The 21,566-nt window shown below is 65.3% G+C and carries 22 protein-coding genes; 20 read left to right on the top strand and 2 right to left on the bottom strand.

Annotation, left to right across the window (positions count from 1 at the left end):
• Window positions 1–51 precede the first annotated feature (51 nt).
• From fabD to purT, 20 genes are all read left to right on the top strand, one after another.
• Window positions 52–996: an ACP S-malonyltransferase gene (gene fabD, locus ACN20X_RS24820; RefSeq protein WP_034347649.1), complete on the top strand. Its 945-nt coding sequence runs from the start codon at window positions 52–54 to the stop codon at window positions 994–996.
• Complete coding sequence (fabG, locus tag ACN20X_RS24815; protein WP_016451176.1) at window positions 993–1,739, top strand: 3-oxoacyl-ACP reductase FabG; 747 nt, start codon at window positions 993–995, stop codon at window positions 1,737–1,739. The genes fabD and fabG overlap by 4 nt, the downstream gene beginning before the upstream one ends.
• Before the next feature lie 149 nt (window positions 1,740–1,888).
• Window positions 1,889–2,128, top strand: a complete 240-nt coding sequence (gene acpP, locus ACN20X_RS24810) for an acyl carrier protein (protein WP_003058049.1) — start codon at window positions 1,889–1,891, stop codon at window positions 2,126–2,128.
• 39 nt (window positions 2,129–2,167) lie between these two features.
• Window positions 2,168–3,412: a beta-ketoacyl-ACP synthase II gene (gene fabF, locus ACN20X_RS24805; protein ID WP_016451177.1), complete on the top strand. Its 1,245-nt coding sequence runs from the start codon at window positions 2,168–2,170 to the stop codon at window positions 3,410–3,412.
• Window positions 3,413–4,056: 644 nt separating this feature from the next.
• Window positions 4,057–4,686: an RNA polymerase sigma factor RpoE gene (gene rpoE / locus ACN20X_RS24800; RefSeq protein ID WP_016447792.1), complete on the top strand. Its 630-nt coding sequence runs from the start codon at window positions 4,057–4,059 to the stop codon at window positions 4,684–4,686.
• A gap of 73 nt (window positions 4,687–4,759) precedes the next feature.
• Window positions 4,760–5,473, top strand: coding sequence for a sigma-E factor negative regulatory protein (locus ACN20X_RS24795; RefSeq protein ID WP_016447791.1), 714 nt, complete (start codon window positions 4,760–4,762; stop codon window positions 5,471–5,473).
• A gap of 305 nt (window positions 5,474–5,778) precedes the next feature.
• Window positions 5,779–7,248: a DegQ family serine endoprotease gene (locus ACN20X_RS24790; RefSeq protein ID WP_016447790.1), complete on the top strand. Its 1,470-nt coding sequence runs from the start codon at window positions 5,779–5,781 to the stop codon at window positions 7,246–7,248.
• Window positions 7,249–7,677: 429 nt separating this feature from the next.
• Window positions 7,678–9,486 carry a translation elongation factor 4 gene (lepA, locus tag ACN20X_RS24785; protein WP_016447789.1) on the top strand — a complete coding sequence of 603 codons (1,809 nt, stop codon included), beginning with the start codon at window positions 7,678–7,680 and terminating at the stop codon, window positions 9,484–9,486.
• The gene (gene lepB, locus ACN20X_RS24780; RefSeq protein WP_016451178.1) at window positions 9,486–10,463 is read left to right on the top strand and encodes a signal peptidase I; all 978 of its coding nucleotides are present in this window, start codon (window positions 9,486–9,488) and stop codon (window positions 10,461–10,463) included. Before lepA ends, lepB begins: the two co-directional genes overlap by 1 nt.
• A gap of 70 nt (window positions 10,464–10,533) precedes the next feature.
• The gene (locus ACN20X_RS24775) at window positions 10,534–10,896 is read left to right on the top strand and encodes a DUF4845 domain-containing protein (RefSeq protein ID WP_016447787.1); all 363 of its coding nucleotides are present in this window, start codon (window positions 10,534–10,536) and stop codon (window positions 10,894–10,896) included.
• A complete protein-coding gene (rnc, locus tag ACN20X_RS24770) occupies window positions 10,897–11,580 on the top strand; it encodes a ribonuclease III (protein ID WP_012207060.1) in 684 nt (227 codons plus the stop codon).
• Window positions 11,577–12,611, top strand: a complete 1,035-nt coding sequence (gene era / locus ACN20X_RS24765; protein ID WP_473210002.1) for a GTPase Era — start codon at window positions 11,577–11,579, stop codon at window positions 12,609–12,611. Before rnc ends, era begins: the two co-directional genes overlap by 4 nt.
• 27 nt (window positions 12,612–12,638) lie before the next feature.
• Window positions 12,639–13,409, top strand: coding sequence for a DNA repair protein RecO (recO, locus tag ACN20X_RS24760; protein WP_016451180.1), 771 nt, complete (start codon window positions 12,639–12,641; stop codon window positions 13,407–13,409).
• Complete coding sequence (locus ACN20X_RS24755) at window positions 13,406–14,179, top strand: pyridoxine 5'-phosphate synthase (protein WP_047471146.1); 774 nt, start codon at window positions 13,406–13,408, stop codon at window positions 14,177–14,179. The genes recO and ACN20X_RS24755 overlap by 4 nt, the downstream gene beginning before the upstream one ends.
• A 20-nt stretch (window positions 14,180–14,199) precedes the next feature.
• Complete coding sequence (gene acpS / locus ACN20X_RS24750; RefSeq protein WP_016447783.1) at window positions 14,200–14,595, top strand: holo-ACP synthase; 396 nt, start codon at window positions 14,200–14,202, stop codon at window positions 14,593–14,595.
• A 49-nt stretch (window positions 14,596–14,644) separates the two neighbouring features.
• A complete protein-coding gene (gene nagZ / locus ACN20X_RS24745) occupies window positions 14,645–15,736 on the top strand; it encodes a beta-N-acetylhexosaminidase (RefSeq protein ID WP_016447782.1) in 1,092 nt (363 codons plus the stop codon).
• Window positions 15,737–15,845: 109 nt separating this feature from the next.
• Window positions 15,846–16,943 carry a 6-phosphofructokinase gene (locus ACN20X_RS24740; RefSeq protein ID WP_016447781.1) on the top strand — a complete coding sequence of 366 codons (1,098 nt, stop codon included), beginning with the start codon at window positions 15,846–15,848 and terminating at the stop codon, window positions 16,941–16,943.
• A gap of 7 nt (window positions 16,944–16,950) precedes the next feature.
• Window positions 16,951–17,610, top strand: coding sequence for a DUF1294 domain-containing protein (locus ACN20X_RS24735; protein WP_016451183.1), 660 nt, complete (start codon window positions 16,951–16,953; stop codon window positions 17,608–17,610).
• An 18-nt stretch (window positions 17,611–17,628) separates the two neighbouring features.
• Window positions 17,629–18,291, top strand: a complete 663-nt coding sequence (locus ACN20X_RS24730) for an HD domain-containing protein (protein ID WP_074921055.1) — start codon at window positions 17,629–17,631, stop codon at window positions 18,289–18,291.
• A gap of 110 nt (window positions 18,292–18,401) precedes the next feature.
• Window positions 18,402–19,619 carry a formate-dependent phosphoribosylglycinamide formyltransferase gene (gene purT, locus ACN20X_RS24725; protein ID WP_016451185.1) on the top strand — a complete coding sequence of 406 codons (1,218 nt, stop codon included), beginning with the start codon at window positions 18,402–18,404 and terminating at the stop codon, window positions 19,617–19,619.
• A gap of 67 nt (window positions 19,620–19,686) precedes the next feature.
• Here purT and ACN20X_RS24720 read toward each other — a convergent pair whose 3' ends face one another.
• On the bottom strand, window positions 19,687–20,355 hold the full coding sequence (locus tag ACN20X_RS24720) for a mechanosensitive ion channel family protein (RefSeq protein WP_174538860.1): 669 nt from the start codon (window positions 20,353–20,355) through the stop codon (window positions 19,687–19,689).
• Window positions 20,356–20,463: 108 nt separating this feature from the next.
• Window positions 20,464–21,537: a GGDEF domain-containing response regulator gene (locus tag ACN20X_RS24715; RefSeq protein ID WP_016447776.1), complete on the bottom strand. Its 1,074-nt coding sequence runs from the start codon at window positions 21,535–21,537 to the stop codon at window positions 20,464–20,466.
• Window positions 21,538–21,566: the final 29 nt, after the last annotated feature.

The raw sequence follows: 21,566 nt of genomic DNA, 5'->3' as shown, positions 1-21,566 counted from the left end.
ATGCCTGCCTGAGGGCAGGTGCCCATGGCGCGGCCTTTATTTTTGAAAATCATGAAGAAGTTTGCATTCGTCTTTCCTGGTCAGGGTTCGCAATCGGTAGGCATGCTCGACGGATGGGGTGACCATCCCGTCGTGGCCCAGACCTTGGTCGAAGCCTCCGATGCCCTCGGCGAAAACATCGGCCAGCTGATCCAGCAGGGGCCGAAGGAAGCTCTGGCGCTCACCACCAATACCCAGCCCGTGATGCTGGTGGCCGGTGTGGCTGCCTGGCGCGTCTGGCAGGCCGAAGGCGGCGCGCTGCCCGACGTTGTGGCGGGCCACTCGCTGGGTGAGTACACGGCCCTGGTCGCGTCAGGTGTGCTGACCCTGGCCCAGGCTGCGCCGCTGGTGCGGCTGCGCGCGGCTGCCATGCAGGAGGCCGTTCCCGTGGGAACCGGTGCCATGGCTGCCATCCTGGGGCTGGATGCCGACAAGGTGCGCGCAGGCTGCGCAGAAGTCACGGCGGCATTGGGTGGTGCGGAAGTCGTCGAGGCCGTGAATTTCAACGACCCCTCGCAGACCGTGATTGCCGGCAGCAAGGCGGCTGTCGAGAAGGCCTGCGAGGCCCTCAAGGCCGCAGGCGCCAAACGTGCGCTGCCGCTGCCGGTGTCGGCGCCTTTCCATTCCAGCCTGATGAAGCCTGCGGCCGAAAAGCTCAAGGCGGCGCTGGCTGCCACCGTGCTGGCTGCGCCGCGCATCCCAGTGCTCAACAACATCGACGTGACTGTGCAGCAGGATGCCGACGCCATTCGCGATGCGCTGTATCGCCAGGCCTTCGGCCCGGTGCGCTGGGTGGAATGCGTTCAGGCCATGAAGGCCCGCGGCGTCGTCCACCTCGTCGAGTGCGGTCCCGGCAAGGTGCTGATGGGCCTGACCAAGCGGATTGACGCGGACCTGACGGCCGCTGCCCTCTATGACCCGGCCACGCTGGCCGACGTGAAAGAATCCCTCGCATGACTGACAACCAGAACAAGCCCCAGGTTGCCCTGGTGACGGGTGCCTCGCGCGGCATCGGTGCCGCCATTGCCCAGGAGCTGGCAGCACGCGGCTACCGCGTGATCGGCACGGCCACCACCGATGGTGGTGCCGAGAAGATCAACCAGGCCCTGTCGGCCCATGAAGGCTGCCGTGGCGTGAACCTCAATGTCACGGACGTGACCGCCGTCGATGCCCTGATCGACAGCATCGTCAAGAATGACGGTGGCCTGCATGTGCTGGTCAACAATGCCGGCATCACGCGCGACACCCTGGCCATGCGCATGAAGGACGATGACTGGGATGCGGTGATCGACACCAATCTCAAGGCGGTTTTCCGAGTCAGCCGTACGGCCATTCGGCCCATGATGAAGCAGCGCTTCGGACGCATCATCAACATCACCAGCGTCGTTGGTGCCTCCGGAAACCCCGGTCAAGCCAACTATGCAGCTGCCAAGGCCGGCGTTGCCGGCATGACGCGTGCGCTGGCCCGTGAACTGGGCAGCCGCGGCATCACGGTCAATTGCGTGGCTCCGGGCTTCATCGCCACCGACATGACGGCGGAGCTGCCTGAAGAGCAGAAAAATGCCCTGAAATCGCAGATCGCCATGGGTGATCTGGGCCAGCCCAGCGACATCGCCCATGCCGTGGCCTATCTCGCATCGGCGGGCGCAGGCTACGTCACCGGCCAGGAATTGCACGTCAACGGCGGCATGTACATGTAAGCGCTGCGGCGGCTGCGGGCAGATCCCTGCCAGAAGCCGCCGTTGCTTGCAACCGAAGAGGCCGTTTCCTCGCGACGGCCGGCTGAAGAGGGCGTAAGGTCCGAAACGGCTAGAATCGCGGGTTCATTCACAACCCCCAGAGGGAAACCATGAGCGATATCGAAGCACGTGTCAAAAAAATCATTGCCGAACAACTCGGCGTTGAAGAGTCTCAAGTCACCAACGAAAAGGCCTTCGTGGCTGATCTGGGTGCTGACTCCCTGGACACGGTGGAGCTGGTGATGGCCCTGGAAGATGAATTCGGCATCGAGATCCCCGACGAAGACGCGGAAAAGATCACGACGGTGCAAAACGCCATCGACTACGCCAACACCCACCAGAAGGCCTGACAGGGCCCTGACCCGAGCGATCAGCAGAAGGTTTTACGCATGAGCCGTCGTCGCGTTGTCGTGACCGGCCTGGGTTGCATCTCCCCCGTGGGTAACACGGTGGGCGACGCCTGGGCCAATCTTTTGGCCGGCCAGTCCGGCATTGACCTCATCACCAAGTTCGATGCCTCGAACTTTGCCTGCAAGATTGCGGGCGAGGTCAAGGGATTCGATGTGGAGTCGTACATGAGCGCCAAGGATGCGCGCTCCATGGACACCTTCATCCATTACGGCATCGCTGCTGCGGCGCAAGCCGTGCAGGACTCAGGTCTGCCCACGGGCGAGGCCTTGTCGGATGATCTGGCTACGCGCATCGGCTGTGTGATCGGTTCGGGCATCGGCGGCTTGCCGCTGATCGAGAACACCCACGCAGAACTGGCTGCGCGCGGACCGCGCCGCATCACGCCGTTCTTCGTGCCTGCCTCCATCATCAACATGGTGGCTGGCCATGTGTCCATGCGGTTTGGCTTCAAGGGGCCGAATCTCGCCGTGGTGACTGCCTGCACGACCGGGCTGCACTGCATAGGCGAAGCAGGACGCATGATCGAATACGGCGATGCCGATGTGGTGGTGGCTGGTGGCACGGAAGCCACGGTCTCCCCGCTGGGCGTCGGCGGCTTTGCCGCCATGCGCGCACTGTCCACGCGCAATGATGATCCCAAGGTCGCCTCGCGTCCCTGGGACAAGGACCGCGACGGCTTTGTGCTGGGTGAAGGTGCAGGCGTGCTGGTGCTGGAAGAGTACGAGCATGCCAAGGCCCGCGGTGCCAAGATCTATGCTGAACTGTGCGGCTACGGCATGAGTGCCGATGCCGGCCACATGACGGCGCCCAACATGGACGGCCCGCGCCGCGCCATGCTGTCAGCTCTGCGCAACGCCGGCATCAACGCCGACCAGATCGATTATCTGAATGCGCACGGCACATCCACGCCGCTGGGCGACCTCAACGAGACCAATGCCATCAAGGCGGCTCTGGGCGATCACGCCAAGAAAATCGTTGTCAGCTCGACCAAGTCCATGACCGGTCACCTGCTGGGTGGCGCTGGCGGCATCGAGAGCGTCTTCACCGTGCTGGCATTGCACGAGCAGAAGATTCCCCCGACCATCAATCTGGACAACCAGGATCCCGAGTGCGATCTCGACTACTGCGCCAACACGGCACGGGATGCGAAGATCGAAGTGGCAGTGAAAAACAACTTCGGGTTCGGCGGCACCAACGGAACGCTGGTGTTCAAGCGAATCTGAGGCCTGCACACCTCACCATGAAAAGCCCGCCCCGCAAGGGAGCGGGCTTTTTTATTTCTCCCATGGGTCAGGGCGCGTCCGGCAGGGGTGGAACGCATGTCAGACATGCTGCGGTTTTGCGACACTGCAGGCATGACGTCACGCCATGCCCCGCCCGCAGTCCGCCATCCGCTGAATCCACCGCGTGGGTCGGTCGCATGCCTGTGCGCGCTTTGGCTGCTGGCGGCCATGCTTTTGCTGGCGTGGGCGCTTGATCTTCAGTCCGGATGGGGGCCTGCCGTCGTGGCTGTCACGGGTTCTCTGGTTGCAGCTGCAGGCATGTGGCATGGATGGCGCGCCCTGGGCAGAGGCTTTGTTGCATGGGATGGCGCGCAGTGGTGGCTTGGTGAGGCAGCCGCTGCCGACGATGCGCAGCCGGTGCTGCTGCAGGTGCGCGCTGACGGTGGTCAATGGCTATGGGCGCAGGCCAGACCCGTTACGACGGGGTCTTTGCGCTGGCGAAGCTCCCGCTGGCTGCTGCTGTCTTACAGGCAGAGTCCTGAAACCTGGGGTGATTTGCGGCGTGCTGTATATTTCCCGCCCAGACCTACAGAACGCGCGCAGTGACTGCGCCAGGGCCGCCACGGCCCGTCTTCACCGATTTCATGACGCCTCCCGAATTCCCGCCTTCTTCTGCCGACAGCGACCTGGCTCTGGTCGAGCGCACCAACGCAGGAGACATGCGGGCCTTCGAGCTGCTGGTCATCAAGTACCAGCGCCGCATCGAGCGCCTCATTGGCCGCATGGTGCGCGACGTGGACCTGGTGCCTGACATTGCGCAGGAAACCTTCATCCGGGCCTATCGGGCGCTGCACCAGTTCCGGGGTGATGCCCAGTTCTACACCTGGCTGTATCGCATCGCCGTGAATACCGCCAAGAAGGCGCTGCTGGACATGAAGCGCTCGCCGCTGATCACCGAAAGCGCGTTACACAACGGGGATGACGATGATGAAACTTCCCGGCTCAGCCAGGAACTAACCACCGAAGAAACACCCGAAACGATCCTGGCGGCCCAGGAGATTGCCCAGGCAGTCAACGCCGCCATGGAGGCCTTGCCCGAAGATCTCCGTCAAGCCGTCACGTTGCGGGAAATCGAAGGCCTGAGCTACGAGGAAATCTCGAACGCCATGGGTTGTCCCATAGGCACCGTGCGTTCACGCATCTTCCGTGCACGCGAAGCGATTTCAGCGAGAGTCAAGCCTTTGCTGGAGCGCCAGTCTGGCAAGCGGTGGTAGCAACGGGTGATGGCCATCGGGTGGCGCATTTTTTGGGTACAGGGTCTCAGAGCAGACAGGCAGGTGATTGATCATGAATGACGATCTGACGAAGCGCGAACAATTGTCGGCATTGGCTGATGGCGAACTCTCTGCCGCGGAGCTGCAGGCCGCGCTGGCCTATGCGCAAAGCGATGCAGGCCAGCAGGAATGGCGCATGTACCACCTGGTGGGCGATGTGCTGCGCTCTCCTGAGCTGGCGCACCACAGCCGGCACGATCTGCTTTCCGGAATCCGCTCCCAGTTGGCCAACGAGCCGCGCCGCCCCCTGGTTCCCGTCGCCGCAGACGAGCTGGAGCAGGTCGCGCGCCCGGCGCACGGCAGGGCCGTCGTCAATGGCGCGCCGCTGCACGATGCAGCCAATGCGTCGGTATTCCGCTGGAAGATGGCTGCGGGTTTTGCGTCCGTGGCGGCCGTGGCTGCCATTGGCTGGAGCGTGATGCTCGGCGCGCCTGCAGGCCCCGGCGCGGCGCCGGGCCGGGCATTGGCCGCCCTTGAAACGGGGGCGCCTGCAGCGGCTGCTGTCGCTGGAAATGCCCAGGACTTCCCTCTCGGAGATACGGCCCAATCCTCTTCGGTGGTGGCTGTGGCAGGCCCTTACGGCCAAAGCGTCATGCTGCGTGATCCGCGCCTGGATGCGCTGCTGGCCTCCCATCCGCAATACAGTGGTCCGGCCACGTTGCAGATGCCGGCCAGCTTCCTGCGCAATGCCAACTTCGCCTCGGCACCGCGCGCGAACCAGCGCTGAATCCCGCAGGAGAGCATGACTCTCCTGCCTTCTTTTGCACCCGCGTCCAGCCGTTCGGCATTGAAATGGGCGCGGGTGCAGTCATTTGTGGCCCATGCACGGCGGTTCGCGCCGCATGCATGCGGCCGATTCGGGAACTAACAGCGTCTTTCAGGCTTCTGAGCCATCGTCTGGCCGGTGCATGCCGGGACTGCGCCAGAATGTGGCGTTCGTCCGAGATGCAAGTCGGCACCGCGTATCTGAACAGGCCGCCCGGGCGCAATGGGCACGGGGGCAACACAATGATTGAGAAGGAAAGGATCACCATGACCACAGTTCGATGGAAGACGCTGCAGTCCTGCACACTGGCAGGCGTTCTGGCGCTGGCTGCTGGCAGCGCCTCAATGCTGGTGCCGGTGAGTGCCGCTCATGCGCAAAGCGGTGCCGTGGTGCGGGGTCTGCCGGACTTCACCGACCTGGTCGAGCAGGTAGGGCCTTCCGTGGTCAACATCCGCACGTTGGAGAAGGCGTCGGCCAACTCTGCCGAGGCGCTGGGCATGGATGAGGACATGCTCGAGTTCTTCCGCCGCTTCGGCCTGCCCGTGCCCAATGTGCCGCGCCAACGCCCCCAGCCGCGTTCACAGCCTGACGAGGAACAGCCGCGTGGCGTGGGGTCGGGCTTCATCCTGACGGCGGACGGCTTTGTGATGACCAATGCCCACGTGGTCGAAGGTGCTGACGAGGTCATCGTCACGCTGACCGACAAGCGTGAGTTCAAGGCCAAGATCGTGGGCAGCGACAAGCGCACCGACGTGGCTGTGGTCAAGATCGATGCCACCGGACTGCCCGCCGTGAAGATCGGCGACGTGAACCGTCTCAAGGTCGGTGAGTGGGTGATGGCCATCGGATCGCCCTTCGGCCTCGACAACTCGGTCACCGCAGGCATCGTCAGCGCCAAGCAGCGCGACACGGGAGACTATCTGCCCTTCATCCAGACCGATGTGGCCATCAATCCCGGCAACTCGGGCGGCCCGTTGCTGAACATGCGCGGCGAGGTCGTGGGCATCAACAGCCAGATCTATTCGCGTTCCGGCGGTTTCATGGGGATCAGCTTCGCGATTCCGATCGACGAGGCCGTGCGCGTCAGCGACCAGCTGCGCGCCACCGGCAAGGTCACGCGAGGGCGCATCGGCGTGCAAATCGGGCAGGTCACCAAGGACATTGCCGAATCCATCGGCCTGGGCAAGGCTCAGGGTGCGCTGGTCTCTGCCGTGGAACCCGATTCCCCAGCCGCCAAGGCCGGCGTCGAGGCGGGTGACGTGATCATCAAGTTCGATGGGAAGGCCATTGAGAAGGTCGCCGACCTGCCGCGTCTGGTGGGCAACACCAAGCCCGGAACGCGCAGCACCATCACCGTATTCCGCCGCGGAGCCGCCAAGGATCTGACCATGGTGATCGCCGAAGTCGAGCCCGATGGCGCTCCCCAGGCAAAGGCTGCAGGCAAGGGCAGCACCCTGGTCTCCCAGTCGCTGGGCCTGACGCTGGCCGAACTCACGGATGCCCAGAAAAGGGAATTGGGCATCAAGGGTGGTGTCCGCGTGACGGCCGCTGTCGAGGCAGCAGCACGCGCAGGCCTGCGCGAAGGTGATGTGATCCTGCAACTGGCCAATGTCGAGGTCACGGGGCTCAAGAGCTTCGAGGCCACGCTGGCCAAGGTGGACAAGAGCAAGCCGGTGAACCTTCTGGTGCGCCGCGGCGAATGGGCTCAGTACGTGCTTATCCGTCCTGCCCGCTGAGGGGTTGGGGCAGGCCGGTTTTTCGGGGTACTGGGGAATACCCTCGGAATCCGGATCAAGGCCTGCCCATGCCCCTTGGGGCATTGGGTAAAATGCCCCACCAAAGCGTGACGGCTCAAGGCGTCAGAAACCTGTTTTCAAAGAGGATTGTTGCGGTGCAAAAGCACCGCACTATCCGGTGATCGACGGGCTAGAAATGGCTTGTCGGGTCTGTTGATAAACTGTTGATAAATAATTGTGACAGATCAAGCCCGGAGCTTTGCAGGCCTTGTCAGGGCTTGGTTTCCAGCCCTTTTTGCCTACAATAAAGTCCCAACTATCGCAGTTGCCAGAGATTGTTGGTTCGGGGCGCGTCGTTCATGGACGCGCCCTTTTTTCTTGCGCGCCGACCCTGTCGTTTTCCACTTTCACTAGCAGTCCTTCTCGTTGATGAACCACATCAGAAATTTTTCCATCATTGCGCACATCGACCATGGCAAGTCGACGCTGGCCGACCGCCTGATCCAGCGTTGCGGAGGCCTGGCTGACCGTGACATGGAAGCCCAGGTGCTGGACTCGATGGATATCGAGAAAGAGCGCGGCATCACCATCAAGGCGCAGACGGCTGCCCTGCAGTACAAGGCCAAGGATGGTCAGGTCTACAACCTCAACCTCATCGACACGCCCGGCCACGTGGACTTCTCGTACGAAGTCTCGCGTTCCCTGTCGGCCTGCGAGGGAGCGCTGCTGGTGGTGGACGCCTCTCAGGGCGTAGAGGCACAGACCGTGGCCAACTGCTATACCGCGCTGGATCTCGGCGTGGAAGTGACGGCCGTTCTCAACAAGATGGATCTGCCGCAGGCTGACCCCGACAACGCCAAGGCAGAGATCGAGGACGTCATCGGCATCGATGCCAGCGATGCCATTCCCTGCTCGGCCAAGACCGGCATGGGCATCGACGAGATCCTGGAGGCCGTGGTTGCCAAGGTGCCACCGCCCAAGGGCAATCCCAATGGCCAACTGCGCGCCATGATCATCGACAGCTGGTTCGACACTTACGTGGGCGTCGTGATGCTGGTGCGCGTGGTCGATGGTGAACTCAAGCGTGGCGAGCGCTTCAAGATGATGGCTTCGGGCGCTGCCTACGAAGCCAACAACCTGGGCGTGTTCACTCCGGCCGACGTGCCGCGCGACGCGCTGCGCGCCGGCGAGGTGGGTTACATCATCGCCGGCATCAAGGAGCTCAAGGCAGCCAAGGTGGGCGACACCATCACGCTGGAAAAGAAGCTTCCCAACAATCTGGGCCCTGCCACCGAGGCCCTGCCCGGCTTCAAGGAAATCAAGCCCCAGGTGTTCGCGGGTCTGTACCCCACCGAAGCCAGCGAATATGACCAGCTGCGCGATGCGCTGGAAAAGCTGCAGCTCAACGATTCGTCCCTGCAGTTCGAGCCTGAAGTCTCTCAGGCGCTGGGCTTCGGCTTTCGCTGCGGCTTCCTGGGCCTGCTGCACATGGAAATCGTGCAGGAGCGCCTGGAGCGCGAATTCGACCAGGACCTGATCACCACCGCGCCCAGCGTGGTCTACGAAGTGGTCAAGGGCGATGGCGAGGTCATCCAGGTCGAGAACCCGTCCAAGATGCCCGATGCCGGCCGTATCGAGGAGGTGCGCGAGCCCATCGTGACCGTGCACCTGTACATGCCCCAGGACTATGTGGGCCCGGTGATGACGCTGGCCAACCAGAAGCGTGGCGTGCAGATCAACATGCAGTACCACGGCCGCCAGGTGATGCTCACCTATGAGATGCCGCTGGGCGAGATCGTGCTGGACTTCTTCGACAAGCTCAAGTCGGTCTCGCGCGGCTATGCCTCCATGGACTACGAGTTCAAGGAGTACCGCGCCTCCGACGTGGTCAAGGTGGACATCCTGCTCAACGGCGAGAAGGTCGATGCGCTGTCCATCATCGTGCACCGCTCCCAGGCCACGTACCGCGGCCGGGCCGTGGTGGCGAAGATGCGCGAGATCATCAGCCGCCAGATGTTCGACGTGGCCATCCAGGCCGCCATCGGCGCCAACATCATTGCTCGGGAAACCGTCAAGGCCATGCGCAAGAACGTGCTGGCCAAGTGCTATGGCGGCGACATCACCCGCAAGCGCAAGCTGCTGGAGAAGCAAAAGGCCGGCAAGAAGCGCATGAAGCAGATCGGTTCGGTGGAAGTGCCTCAGGAGGCCTTCCTGGCCATCTTGCAAGTGGAGGATTGATGCAAGCCATGCAATGGATTACGGCCGTCGTGCTGGCGGCTTTCGTGGGCTATATCGGCGCCTGGTACACGGGCTTCATCGAGGGCAACTTCGCGTTGCTGCTGTTCCTGGCCACCGTGGTCACTGGCCTGTACTGGGTGGCCGAACGGCTGTATTTCCTGCCCCGCCGCCGCCGCGCCGCCGTGGCCATCGAGGAGGCTGCCGTGGCGCGCCGCGCAGAACTCGACCGCATGGGCATCGCCAAGACCGACATCGAGGTGTCGGAAGAGGCCAAGGGCCGCATCCTCATGCAGCCCTGGTGGCTTGACTGGACCGCGGGCCTGTTCCCCGTGATCGCCATCGTCTTTGTTCTGCGCTCGTTCCTGTTCGAGCCGTTCAAGATTCCCTCGGGCTCCATGATTCCCACGCTGCTCGTGGGCGACCTGATCCTGGTGAACAAGTTCACCTACGGCGTGCGCCTGCCGGTGATCAACACCAAGATCACCCAGGGCCAGCCGCTGCAGCGCGGCGATGTGGTGGTGTTCCGCTATCCTCCGCAACCCAGCCTGGACTACATCAAGCGCGTGGTGGGCCTGCCGGGTGACGAGATCTCCTATCTGAACAAGCGGCTGACGGTCAATGGCAAGGAAGTCCCGGTCAGCGAACTGCCGGACTTCTTCGACAAGGACGCGATGCGCTACTTCAAGCAGTACGAGGAGTCGCTGGGCGACAAGCCGCACCGCATGATCGTGAACCAGGACGTGCCCGCCTTCATCCAGGGTGCCAGCGGCTTCGAGTTCCGCGAGAACTGCCGCTACAGCGTCGAAGGCATCACCTGCAAGGTGCCCGAGGGCCAGTACTTCATGATGGGCGACAACCGCGACAATTCGCTGGATTCCCGATACTGGGGCTTTGTGCCCGACAAGAACATCGTTGGCCGGGCCTTCTTCGTCTGGATGAACTTCGGGGATTTCAAGCGCATCGGCGGCTTCCATTGATCACATGCATGCCTGAGGGCCGGATGCCCCCAGGCATGCGCGAGGGATTCACATCGGAGGAGGAAAAAGCATGTTGACATCGAACAACCGGCGTTCGCGCCAGCGCGGTCTGTCCTTTCTGGGACTGGTGTTTGTGATTGCCCTGGGCGTGGGTGTGGTGGCCGTGGGCGCACAATCCGTGCCGGTCTTCCTGGAGTACCAGGCCATCGTCAAGGCCGCCAACAAGGCGGCCCGCGAAGGCAATTCCGTGGCTGACGTTAAAGCCGGCTTCAATCGCTCAGCCCAGATCGACGACATCAAATCGATTACGGGGGAGGACCTCGAAGTGACCAAAATCAATGACCGTGTGGTGGTGGGGTTCGAATATTCGCGCGAGATCCATCTCGTGGGCCCCGCCTACCTGACTTACCGTTTTAAGAAGCAGACCCAATAGGTGCCTCCCTTACTGAATGCGCTGCAGCTGAGGCTGCAGCATCAATTTGCCGAGCCTGCATTGCTGCAGCGTGCCGTCACGCACCGCAGCTTCTCGGCAGACAACAACGAGCGCCTGGAATTCCTCGGCGACTCGGTGCTGAATCTTGCCATTTCCAGCCTGCTCTACCAGCGGCTCAGTTCCATGCCCGAGGGCGATCTGTCCCGCGTGCGCGCCAACCTGGTCAAGGAAGGTACGCTGCACCAGATCGCGCTGAGGCTGCAGTTGCCCGATCTGCTGCGCCTGGGCGAAGGCGAATCCAAGTCGGGCGGCAAGCAACGCCCCTCCATCCTGGCCGATGCGGTCGAGGCCCTGATCGGCGCAGTGTATCTGGACGCCGGCTACGCTGCGGGCGAGAAGGTGGTACACCATCTCTTCGAGGGCGTGGACATCAACCCCCACATGCGCGCAGCCGAAAAGGATGCGAAGACGGCCCTGCAGGAATGGCTGCAGGGGCGGCGCATGAAGCTGCCGCAGTACGAAGTGGTTGCCACCACGGGCGCCGCCCATCGCCAGACCTTCGAGGTGGCCTGCGCGATTGCCGAGTTGCAACTGCAGGCCCGGGGAACGGGTGCCTCGCGCAGGGCCGCCGAGCAGACGGCTGCCACAGCCATGCTGGAACTATTGAAAGCAAGACACGCATGAACCAAGACAAACCCCCGGCGCCGGCACAGACCGCCGCCGAACTCGATGCCCTGCTGGCTGCGGCCAAGCCCGGCGCTGGCGCAGCTCGCACGGCATCCGCTGCTGATGACACCCCGGCACCCGAGGTGCCGACCGGCCTGCAGCGCTGCGGCCTGATCGCCATCGTCGGCAAGCCCAATGTGGGCAAGTCCACGCTGATGAATGCGCTGGTGGGCCAGAAAATCAGCATCACCTCGCGCAAGGCGCAGACCACGCGCCACCGCATCACGGGCATTCGCACGCGCGCCGCGACGCAGTTCATCTTTGTCGATACGCCGGGTTTCCAGACCAAGCACAGCACGGCACTGAACAAGTCGCTCAACAAGACCGTGATGGGCGCCATCGGCGATGTGGACCTGATCCTGTTCGTCGTGGAAGCCGGCCAGTTCACGCTGGCCGATGCCAAGGTGCTGTCGCTGTTCAAGCCTGGCATCCCCACGCTGCTGATTGCCAACAAGCTGGACACCGTGGGCCGCCGTGCCGAGATCGCCCCCTGGCTCAAGGGCATGCAGGAGCGCCATCCGTTCGCCGAGTTCGTGCCCATGTCGGCCAAGAACAAGGGAGACATCGAGCGCCTGTTCGGCATCTGCGAGAAGTACCTGCCCGAGCAGGACTGGATGTACGCCGCCGACGAGCTGACCGACCGCAGCGAGAAGTTCCTCGCCTCGGAGACCGTGCGCGAGAAGCTGTTCCGATTCACGGGCGACGAGCTGCCCTACACCTCCACGGTGGTCATCGACAAGTTCGAGGAAGAGGCCAGCAAGCAGCACAAGCGTTTCATCCGCGTGGCGGCCACCATCGTGGTCGAACGCGACGGCCACAAGGCCATGATCATCGGAGAGAAGGGCGAGCGCCTCAAGCGCATCAGCACCGAGGCGCGCCAGGAGCTGGAAAAGCTCATGGATGCCAAGGTCTTCCTCGAAGTCTGGGTCAAGGTCCGCTCCGGCTGGGCCGACGACGAAGCCCGCGTGCGTTCGTTCGGCTACGAGTGAGCACCCTTACCGCAAGGCCCTGCGTCCATGGCTAGCGCAAAGCGTGTCTCGGACGAGCCGGCCTTCGTCCTGCACAGCTACGACTGGAGCGAGTCCAGCTTGATCCTTGAGGTCTTCACGCGTCACCGGGGCCGCGTGGCGCTGGCGGCCAAGGGCGTCAAGCGGCCGACCTCGAACTTTCGCCCCGTGCTGCTGCCGCTGCAGCCGCTGAGCCTGAGCTACAGCCTGGGCGGCGAGGGCAATGGCGAGATCCATACCCTCAAGGGCGCAGAGTGGGTGGGCGGGCATGTCATGCCCCAGGGTGACGCCCTGCTGTCGGGCCTGTACCTCAACGAGCTGCTGATGCGCCTGCTGGCGCGCGACGATCCCTACGCGGCGCTGTTCGACATCTATGCCGGCGTGGTGCGCGTGCTGGCAGGCCAGCATGGCGATGCCATCGAGCCCGTGCTGCGCACCTTCGAGCTGCTGCTGCTGCGCGAACTGGGCCATCTGCCTGCCTTGAATGAGGAAAGCGCCACGCTGGCGCCGCTGGCCGAGGGGCGTCGCTATGCGCTGGTGGCCGAAGGCGGCCTGCGCCCGGCGCTGCAGGGCGAGCGCGCCGTGCTTGGCGCTGCGCAATGGCAGGCCATTGAGAGCGCGCTGCAGGCACGGCAGGCCTTCAACGCCACACTGCATGTGGTGGCCCAGCCCGAGGCGGCGCTGGCCCTCAAGCCCCAACTGAGGGCCTTGCTGCAATACCATTGCGGCAGTCCCATGCTGCGCACCCGCCAGCTGATGATGGATCTGCAATCGCTATGAATCTTTCCCACGCTTCGCAGCGCACGGCGCTGTCGGTCAATGTCAACAAGGTTGCGCTGCTGCGCAACACGCGCCATCTGGGCATTCCCAGCGTGACGCGCGCCGCGCGCATCTGCCTGGAGGCCGGTGCCCAGGGCATCACCATCCATCCGCGTCCCGACCAGCGCCATATCCGCAGCGAAGATGTCTATGAACTGCATGCGCTGATGAAGCATTGGCCGCAGGCGGAGTTCAACATCGAGGGCAACCCGACGCAGAACCTGATGGACTTCATCCGGGCCACGCGCCCGCACCAGGCCACCTTCGTGCCCGACAGCGAGGACCAGTTCACCAGCGACCACGGCTGGAACTTCCCGCAGGATGCCGAGCGCCTGAAGCCGCTGATCGCCGAATGCCGCCAACTCGGCGTGCGCGTCAGCCTGTTCATGGACCCGGTTCCCGCACAGATGGCCGCTGCGCGGGCCGTGGGCGCCGACCGGGTCGAGCTGTACACCGAGCCCTATGCGGCCGCCTGGGGCACGGCAGACCAGGAAGTTCAACTGCAGGCCTACGCGGCGGCGGCCCAGGCTGCGCTGGACGCCGGGCTGGGCATCAATGCCGGCCATGACCTCAGCCGCGACAACCTGGCCGCCTTCGTGGCGCGCGTGCCGGGCCTGCTCGAAGTCTCCATCGGCCATGCGCTGATCGCCGACGCGCTGGAGCTGGGCTACGCCCAAACCGTGCGCGCCTACCAGCAGTGCATAGACCAGGGCATGGCGGCGCGCGCCTGAAGCTTTCGCGGAGCGAATCCATGATCTACGGCATCGGTACCGACATCTGCGACGTGCGCCGCATCCGCGCCAGCCTGGAGCGCCATGGCGACCGTTTCGCCGAGAAGGTGCTGGCCGAAGGCGAACTGTCCACCTGGCGAGCCCGCCGCGCGCGCTGGCCCGAGCGCGGCATCCGCTTCGTCGCCACGCGCTTTTCCGCCAAGGAGGCCTTTTCCAAGGCCATAGGCATGGGCATGGTCATGCCCATGACCTGGCGCAGCTGCGAGGTCGTCAAGCTGCCCAGTGGCCAGCCAGCCATCGTGCTGCACGGCGCGCTCAAGGAATGGTTCGAGGCACGGAACCTGCAGGTGCACCTGTCCGTGACCGACGAGAGCGACTACGCGGCCAGCTTCTGCGTGGTCGAGCGCCGCGCCTGACACCCGGCCGGCGCAGCGCTGGCTTTTTTGACTCCACAGGATTCATAGCATGACCGAGCACGCACCCCTGATCATCGACATCGCCGGCAAGGCGCTCACCGACGCGGACCGCCGGCGCCTGGCGCATCCGCTGGTCGGCGGCATCATCCTCTTCGCCCGCAACTGGGAAAGCCGCGAGCAACTGGTGCAGCTGTGCGCCGATATCAAGGGCGTCAAAGCCGACCTGCTGATCTGCGTGGACCACGAGGGCGGGCGCGTGCAGCGTTTTCGTGCCGACGGATTCACGCATCTGCCGCCCATGCGCGCCTTCGGCCAGATGTGGATGGACGACGGCAAGGGCAGCAAGCAGCGCGAAGGCAGCGGCGCCCTGGCTGCCATGAACGCCGCCACGGCGGCCGGCTACGTGCTGGGCACCGAACTGCGCGCCTGCGGCGTGGATTTCAGCTTCACCCCGGTGCTGGACCTTGACTACGGTGCCAGCAGCGTCATCGGCGACCGCAGCTTCCACCGCGACCCGCGCGTGGTGGCGGCGCTGGCCCGCAGCCTCATGCACGGCCTGCTGCAGGCCGGCATGGGCAACTGCGGCAAACACTTTCCCGGCCACGGCTTCGTCAAGGCCGACTCGCATGTGGACATTCCGGTCGATGGCCGCAGCCTCACCGCCATCCTGGGCGAGGACGCCGCGCCCTATCCCTGGCTGTCCAGCGTGCTCACGGCCGTGATGCCGGCCCATGTGATCTACCCCAAGGTCGACAGGCGCCCGGCCGGTTTTTCCGCCAAGTGGCTCAAGGACATCCTGCGCAGCCGCCTGCGCTACGACGGCGCCATCTTCAGCGATGACCTGAGCATGGAGGGCGCGCGCCGCATCGACGGGCAACTCATCGGCTACACCGACGCAGCCCTGGCCGCGCTGGAGGCCGGCTGCGACATGGTGCTGCTGTGCAACCAGAGCCTGGGCCTGGGCGAGCATGTGGACGAGCTGCTGGCCGGCATGGAGGCCGCGCAGCGCAGTGGCCGCTGGCAGCCCGATGCCGACAGCGAATCGCGCCGCCTGGCCCTGCTGCCGGAGACCGTGCCCCAGCCCTGGGACGACCTCATGCGCCAGCCGGCCTACCTCCAGGCGCTGGACCTGCTGCCTTGATGGATTGACGAGCGCAGCGGCTGGCCGGCTGAGGCCTGGCGGGCTTTGCAAAGGCTGTGCGGGCCATGGAGGACGCGCACGCCAAGTGTTTTCACAGGAGAGTTTTCCCATGCGCGTTGGCGTGCTGACCGGAGGTGGCGACTGCCCCGGCCTGAATGCGGTGATCCGTGCGGTCACCAAGTCCCTGATCAACCACGGCCAGTGCGAGGTGCTGGGCATTGCCGACGGCTTCGAGGGCCTGATGCTCGACCCGCCCGGCGTCAAGCCCCTGGGCTGGGACGAGGTCTCGGGCATCCTGCATGTGGGCGGCACCATCCTGGGCACCAGCAACAGCGCCAATCCCCTGCGCGATGAGGCCACGCTGGAGCATGTGGGTCGCAACGTCCGGGCGCTGGGACTGGACGTGGTGGTGGCCATCGGCGGCGACGGCACCATGAGCCTGGCGCATGGCCTGGCCGAACAGGTGGGCCTGACCTGCGTGGGCGTGCCCAAGACCATCGACAACGACATTGCCAACTGCGAGCGCAGCTTTGGTTTCGACACCGCCGTGGCCACGGCCACCGAGGCGCTGCGCCGCATCGAGAGCACAGCCAACAGCCACCACCGCGTGATGATCGTCGAGACCATGGGGCGCCATGCCGGATGGCTGGCGCTGGAGGCCGGCATTGCCGGTGCGGCCGACGTCATCCTGCTGCCCGAGATCGACTACGACCTGCAGGCCATCGTGGATTTCTGCCGCATGCGCGAGCAGCGCCAGCGCTACACCATCATCTGCATCGGCGAGGGCGCCAAGGAAAGCGGTGCCAGCCTCACGGTGCGTGAGCGCATAGAGCAAAGCCCGGACCCCGTACGCCTGGGTGGCGTCGGCCATGTGCTGCGCGAGCGCCTGCAGCCCCATCTCAGGAGCGAGGTGCGCACCACGGTGCTGGGCCATGTGCAACGCGGGGGCGACCCCACTCCCTTTGACCGCGTGCTGGCCACGCAGTACGGCCACCATGCGGCGCAGCTGGTGCTGTCCGGCGGCTTTGGGCGCATGGTCACGCTGCAGGGCGGGCAGATCGGCAGCGTGGAAATCTCACGCGTGGCCAACACCCAGCGCACCGTGCCGCTGGACCACGGCCTGCTCACCATGGCGCGCGACATAGGCATTTGCCTGGGCGAGCCCCGCAAGCCTGCTGCGTCGCCGGCCGCCGCTGGCCGCCACTGAGCCCGCCATGCGGCAACAGGGGCGCATCACCGGCTGGAAGGACGAGCAGGGCTTCGGCTTCATCGAGCCCGATGGCGGCGGGGCGCCGGTCTTTGTCCACATCAAGTCCTTCACCGATCGCCGCCGCAGGCCCGAGGGCGGCGAGCGCGTCAGCTACGTGCCCGGCCGCAACGCCCAGGGGAAATGGCGCGCCCAGGATGTCGCCTTCATTGGCGAGTCCAGGAGCGGCCATCCGCAGCCTGCGCGGCGACGCCGTGCCGGCATGTCCTCGCGGCCTCAGTCAACTGTGCGAGGCCAGGTGGCAGTGGGGCTGGCCGCTGCCTTCTTCTGCGTGCTGATGGCCGTTGCCTGGATTGGCCGCATGCCCTGGGCACTGGTCGGCCTGTATGCGGCGGCAAGCCTGGTGACCTTCATGGTCTACGGATTCGACAAGTCCGCCGCCGTGCACGACCGCTGGCGTACCAGCGAAGGCCGTCTGCACCTGCTGGCGCTGCTGGGCGGCTGGCCTGGCGCGCTGCTCGCGCAAGGGCTGCTGCGGCACAAGTCCAGCAAGGCCTCGTTCCAGTTGGTGTTCTGGATCACCGTGGGGATCAACTGCGGCCTGCTGGCCTGGCTGCTGTCACCGGCGGGTGCGCCGTTGCGGGCTCTGGCACCCGGCATCTTCTGAAGACCCAAGGAGCAGGCGATGACCCAGGCTGGACCAGGGGCCGAAATGCCCAGCGCAAACGATGCATCGCTGCAGACCTGGCAGGCATCTTGGCAGCATGCCTGGTCCGCACTGGGCGCCAGCGCGCCGCAGCCTGTGCTGGCCGAGCTGCTGCAAAGCTACAGCGAGCCCCAGCGCCACTACCACACGCTGCAGCATCTGGGCGAGGCCATGGGCCTGCTGCAGCCGGCGCTGGGCCTGGCCGCGCACCCCGGCGAGGTGGCGCTGGCGCTGTGGTTCCATGATGCCGTCTACGAAACCCAGGCCAAGGACAACGAGGCGCGCAGCGCCGACTGGGCCGTGGCCGTGGTGCGCGGGCAGGGCCTGCCGGCGGAGGTGGCCGGGCGCGTGCACGGCCTGATCATGGCGACCTGTCACGCTGCACAGCCGTCCGGGATCGACGCCCAACTGCTGGTGGATGCCGACCTGGGCATTCTCGCGGCCGACCCTCTGCGGTTTGCCGAGTACGAGGTACAGGTGCGGGCCGAGTACGAATGGGTGCCCTTGCCGCTGTACCGCGCCAGGCGCCGCGAGGTGTTGCTGGGCTTCATGCAGCGCGAGGCCATCTACTGCACCGACTGGTTCCGGCAACGGCTGGAGGCACGGGCGCGGTGCAACCTCGCGCAGGCGCTGGGTTTGTAGGCGGCGCCTGTGTCGGCATCCTATGATCGGGGGCTGCTGCGGGCCGTGCAGGCCTGCCTCCCTCTCTTTTTTATCTTGCCCAGGCTCTGCCTGGCTCACCGGACGCGCAGATGACCACCCTTGGAACCCCTTACTCCCCCCATGCCACCAAAGTCATGCTGCTGGGCAGCGGCGAACTCGGCAAGGAAGTGCTGATCGCGCTGCAGCGCCTGGGCGTGGAGACGATCGCCGTGGATCGCTACGAGAATGCGCCCGGCCAGCAGGTGGCCCACCACGCGCGCACCATCACCATGAGCGATCCGGCCCAGCTCAAGGCCTTGATCGAGGCCGAGAAACCCGACCTGGTCGTGCCCGAGATCGAGGCCATTGCCACGCCCATGCTCGAAGAGCTGGAAGCGGCAGGCGTGGTCACCGTGATCCCCACGGCCCGCGCCGCGCGCCTGACCATGGACCGCGAAGGCATTCGCCGCCTGGCCGCCGAGACGCTGGGCCTGGCCACCAGCCCTTACCGCTTCTGTGATTCGCAGCAGGAACTGCAGGCTGCCATCGACGGCACGGATGGCCAGCCCGCCATCGGCTTTCCCTGCGTGGTCAAGCCCGTGATGAGCAGCTCGGGCAAGGGCCAGAGCAAGCTGGACGGCCCGGACGACGTGGCCAAGGCCTGGGACTACGCCATGGCCGGCGGCCGCGTGAGCCATGGCCGTGTGATCGTCGAAGGCTTCATCGACTTCGACTACGAAATCACCCAGCTCACGGTGCGCGCCAAGGGTGCGGACGGCCAGGTGCAGACGCATTTCTGCGATCCCATCGGCCACATCCAGCAGTCCGGCGACTATGTGGAAAGCTGGCAGCCCCATCCCATGCACCCGGCGGCGCTGCAGAAGTCGCGCGACATCGCCAAGGCGGTGACCGACGACCTGGGCGGCCTGGGCCTGTTTGGCGTGGAGCTGTTCGTCAAGGGCGAGCAGGTCTGGTTCAGCGAAGTCTCGCCACGCCCGCACGACACGGGGCTGGTCACGCTGGCCACGCAGTGGCAAAGCGAGTTCGAGCTGCATGCGCGCGCCATCCTGGGCCTGCCCGTGGATGCCTCGCTGCGCAATCCCGGCGCCAGCGCCGTGATCTATGGCGGGCAGGATGCCGAAGGCCTGGTGTTCGACGGCGTGGACGAGGCCCTGGCCGTGCCGGGCACGGACCTGCGCCTGTTCGGCAAGCCAGAGAGCTTCGTCAAGCGCCGCATGGGCGTGGCCCTGGCGCGCGCCCAGGATGTGGAGCAGGCGCGAACCAACGCCAAGCTGGCCGCCAGCAAGGTCCGGCCGCGCAAGCCCTGAGGCGCTGCCCAATGACAAAGCCGCCGTCCCTTTGCCGGGCGGCGGCTTTTTTCATGGGGTGCCGGCCTTAGTTGGTCGTGTGCATGGGAGGCTGCGAGGGCTGGGCATCATGCGGCGTGGTCAGCCGGATGGCGCGCTCCTCCTCGCCATGGCTGGCATGCTCGCCATCCGCGCCCAGGCCCCCCTTCCAGCGCCGGACCACGCGCTGGAAGATCAGCGAGTTGGGAATCTGCAGCAGATTGGGTGAGCCATCGGGCGCATGGGCATCCTGCAAGGTGGTGTAGAGCATGTTGATGTCGATCACGCGGCCCTTGGCACCGGGCTTTTCGGCCGTGTCCAGCACCTCGATGTAGTCGCCCAGGCGAAAGGGCCCGACGATGACGATGAGCAGGGCGCAGAACAGGTTGGACAGCACGCTCCAGGCCGCAAAGAAGGCCACGGCGCCCACGGTGGCAAAGCCGGTGAAGGCCGTCCACAGCACGGTGGCCGAGACGCCCAGGCGCTCCAGTACCAGCGGCACGGTGGCGGCGATGAGAATCCAGCGGAACACGCCGCGCAGCGGCACCAGCAGCTCCGGCGGCAGGCCGTAGTGCCTGCCCGCGCGTGCGATCAGCCGGCGAACCAGGCGATTGAGCAGCCAGGCCGCACCGATGATCAGCAGGATCTGGGCACCGGGGATGATGAACTCCAGCCAATCCTGCATCCAGGCGGGCAGGTGCGCTTGAAAACGACGCATAACTTCAAACATTCAGGAAACAGCAATCCGCATTCAGGACCCGGATGCGCGGCTTGCGCGCGCCCGGCATTGAGCTGCGATCGTAAGCGCAGGCGCAAGGCCCGGCAGTCAGGTGCGGCGCTGCTCCACCGTGTCCATCTGCATCTCGAAGCTGAAGAAGCGGTCGCGCCCCTGCGCCTTGGCCGCGTACAGGGCCTGGTCGGCGCGCATGAGCATGGCTTCGGCGCTGGTGTATTCGTCGGGGACGCAGGTGGTGATGCCGCCCGACAGCGTGAGGCCCGATTCATGGGGTGAGTCGGGGTGGCGTATGCGCAGCACGCGCAGCATCTGGCCCACGGCACGCGCGAACGTCATGGCCCCCGAGCGTGGCGTGCGCGGCAGGATGAGCGCGAATTCCTCGCCGCCATAGCGCGCCGCCACGTCACGCGGGCGCACGCAGACCTCGCGCAGCAGGCGGCCTATCTGTTTCAGGCATTCATCGCCATGCACATGGCCATAGGTGTCGTTGTAGCGCTTGAAATGGTCCAGGTCGCAGAGCATCAGCGTCAGCGGCTGGCCCTCGCGGCGGGCCGAGGCGATCTCGGCATGCAGGATGCGGTCGAAGCCTCGGCGGTTGACCAGGCCCGTGAGCTGGTCGAGCTCGACCATTTCGTTGAGCTTCTGGTTGGCCTCATGCAGCTCGGCCGACAGCGATACCAGGCGCCGGCGCATGTCCAGCAGGCGGCGCATGGCGCGCAGCTTGGCCACGAGCACGATGGGCTTGACGGGCTTGACCAGGTAGTCGTCGCCTCCGGCCTCGATGCCGCGCCACACGTCCAGGTCATTGTCCAGTCCGGACAGGAAGATGACGGGCGTCCACTCGCCGGGCTCGGCCTCGCGCAGCTGGCGGGCCACCCAGTAGCCGTCCTCGCCCGGCAGACGGATGTCGAGCAGCACGAGGTCGGGGCGCTGCTCGCGGAACAGTGCCAGGGCGCTGGGGCCATCGGCAGCCTCCAGCACGCGGGTCACGCCCGCATGCAGCAGCTCGCTGACCAGACTGGTGCGTACCGAGGCCTGGTCTTCCACGACCAGCACGCAAAACGGCGATGCCTCGTCCGTCGGCTTGGCGAAGCGCGCTCCGGTGGGCTCGATGGCGGGAGAGTCGGTGCTGTCGGTGGGCGAAGGTGGTGGGGCAGCGGGCATGGCCTTCAGGGTTGTGAGACCAGAAATGG

Source organism: Delftia sp. PX-1, from assembly GCF_055797465.1.
This window is presented reverse-complemented; position numbering and strand designations above follow the sequence as displayed.

What these genes read in the sequence shown, in the direction of transcription:
- ACN20X_RS24715 (WP_016447776.1), bottom strand. Translation starts at nt 21,537, where the DNA reads ATGCCCGCTGCCCCACCACCTTCGCCCACCGACAGCACCGACTCTCCC.
- purT (WP_016451185.1), top strand. Translation starts at nt 18,402, where the DNA reads ATGACCACCCTTGGAACCCCTTACTCCCCCCATGCCACCAAAGTCATG.
- ACN20X_RS24775 (WP_016447787.1), top strand. Translation starts at nt 10,534, where the DNA reads ATGTTGACATCGAACAACCGGCGTTCGCGCCAGCGCGGTCTGTCCTTT.
- rpoE (WP_016447792.1), top strand. Translation starts at nt 4,057, where the DNA reads ATGACGCCTCCCGAATTCCCGCCTTCTTCTGCCGACAGCGACCTGGCT.
- lepB (WP_016451178.1), top strand. Translation starts at nt 9,486, where the DNA reads ATGCAAGCCATGCAATGGATTACGGCCGTCGTGCTGGCGGCTTTCGTG.
- ACN20X_RS24740 (WP_016447781.1), top strand. Translation starts at nt 15,846, where the DNA reads ATGCGCGTTGGCGTGCTGACCGGAGGTGGCGACTGCCCCGGCCTGAAT.
- nagZ (WP_016447782.1), top strand. Translation starts at nt 14,645, where the DNA reads ATGACCGAGCACGCACCCCTGATCATCGACATCGCCGGCAAGGCGCTC.
- recO (WP_016451180.1), top strand. Translation starts at nt 12,639, where the DNA reads ATGGCTAGCGCAAAGCGTGTCTCGGACGAGCCGGCCTTCGTCCTGCAC.
- era (WP_473210002.1), top strand. Translation starts at nt 11,577, where the DNA reads ATGAACCAAGACAAACCCCCGGCGCCGGCACAGACCGCCGCCGAACTC.
- ACN20X_RS24720 (WP_174538860.1), bottom strand. Translation starts at nt 20,355, where the DNA reads ATGCGTCGTTTTCAAGCGCACCTGCCCGCCTGGATGCAGGATTGGCTG.
- acpS (WP_016447783.1), top strand. Translation starts at nt 14,200, where the DNA reads ATGATCTACGGCATCGGTACCGACATCTGCGACGTGCGCCGCATCCGC.
- ACN20X_RS24755 (WP_047471146.1), top strand. Translation starts at nt 13,406, where the DNA reads ATGAATCTTTCCCACGCTTCGCAGCGCACGGCGCTGTCGGTCAATGTC.
- fabG (WP_016451176.1), top strand. Translation starts at nt 993, where the DNA reads ATGACTGACAACCAGAACAAGCCCCAGGTTGCCCTGGTGACGGGTGCC.
- lepA (WP_016447789.1), top strand. Translation starts at nt 7,678, where the DNA reads ATGAACCACATCAGAAATTTTTCCATCATTGCGCACATCGACCATGGC.
- ACN20X_RS24735 (WP_016451183.1), top strand. Translation starts at nt 16,951, where the DNA reads ATGCGGCAACAGGGGCGCATCACCGGCTGGAAGGACGAGCAGGGCTTC.
- fabF (WP_016451177.1), top strand. Translation starts at nt 2,168, where the DNA reads ATGAGCCGTCGTCGCGTTGTCGTGACCGGCCTGGGTTGCATCTCCCCC.
- ACN20X_RS24790 (WP_016447790.1), top strand. Translation starts at nt 5,779, where the DNA reads ATGACCACAGTTCGATGGAAGACGCTGCAGTCCTGCACACTGGCAGGC.
- acpP (WP_003058049.1), top strand. Translation starts at nt 1,889, where the DNA reads ATGAGCGATATCGAAGCACGTGTCAAAAAAATCATTGCCGAACAACTC.
- ACN20X_RS24795 (WP_016447791.1), top strand. Translation starts at nt 4,760, where the DNA reads ATGAATGACGATCTGACGAAGCGCGAACAATTGTCGGCATTGGCTGAT.
- fabD (WP_034347649.1), top strand. Translation starts at nt 52, where the DNA reads ATGAAGAAGTTTGCATTCGTCTTTCCTGGTCAGGGTTCGCAATCGGTA.
- ACN20X_RS24730 (WP_074921055.1), top strand. Translation starts at nt 17,629, where the DNA reads ATGACCCAGGCTGGACCAGGGGCCGAAATGCCCAGCGCAAACGATGCA.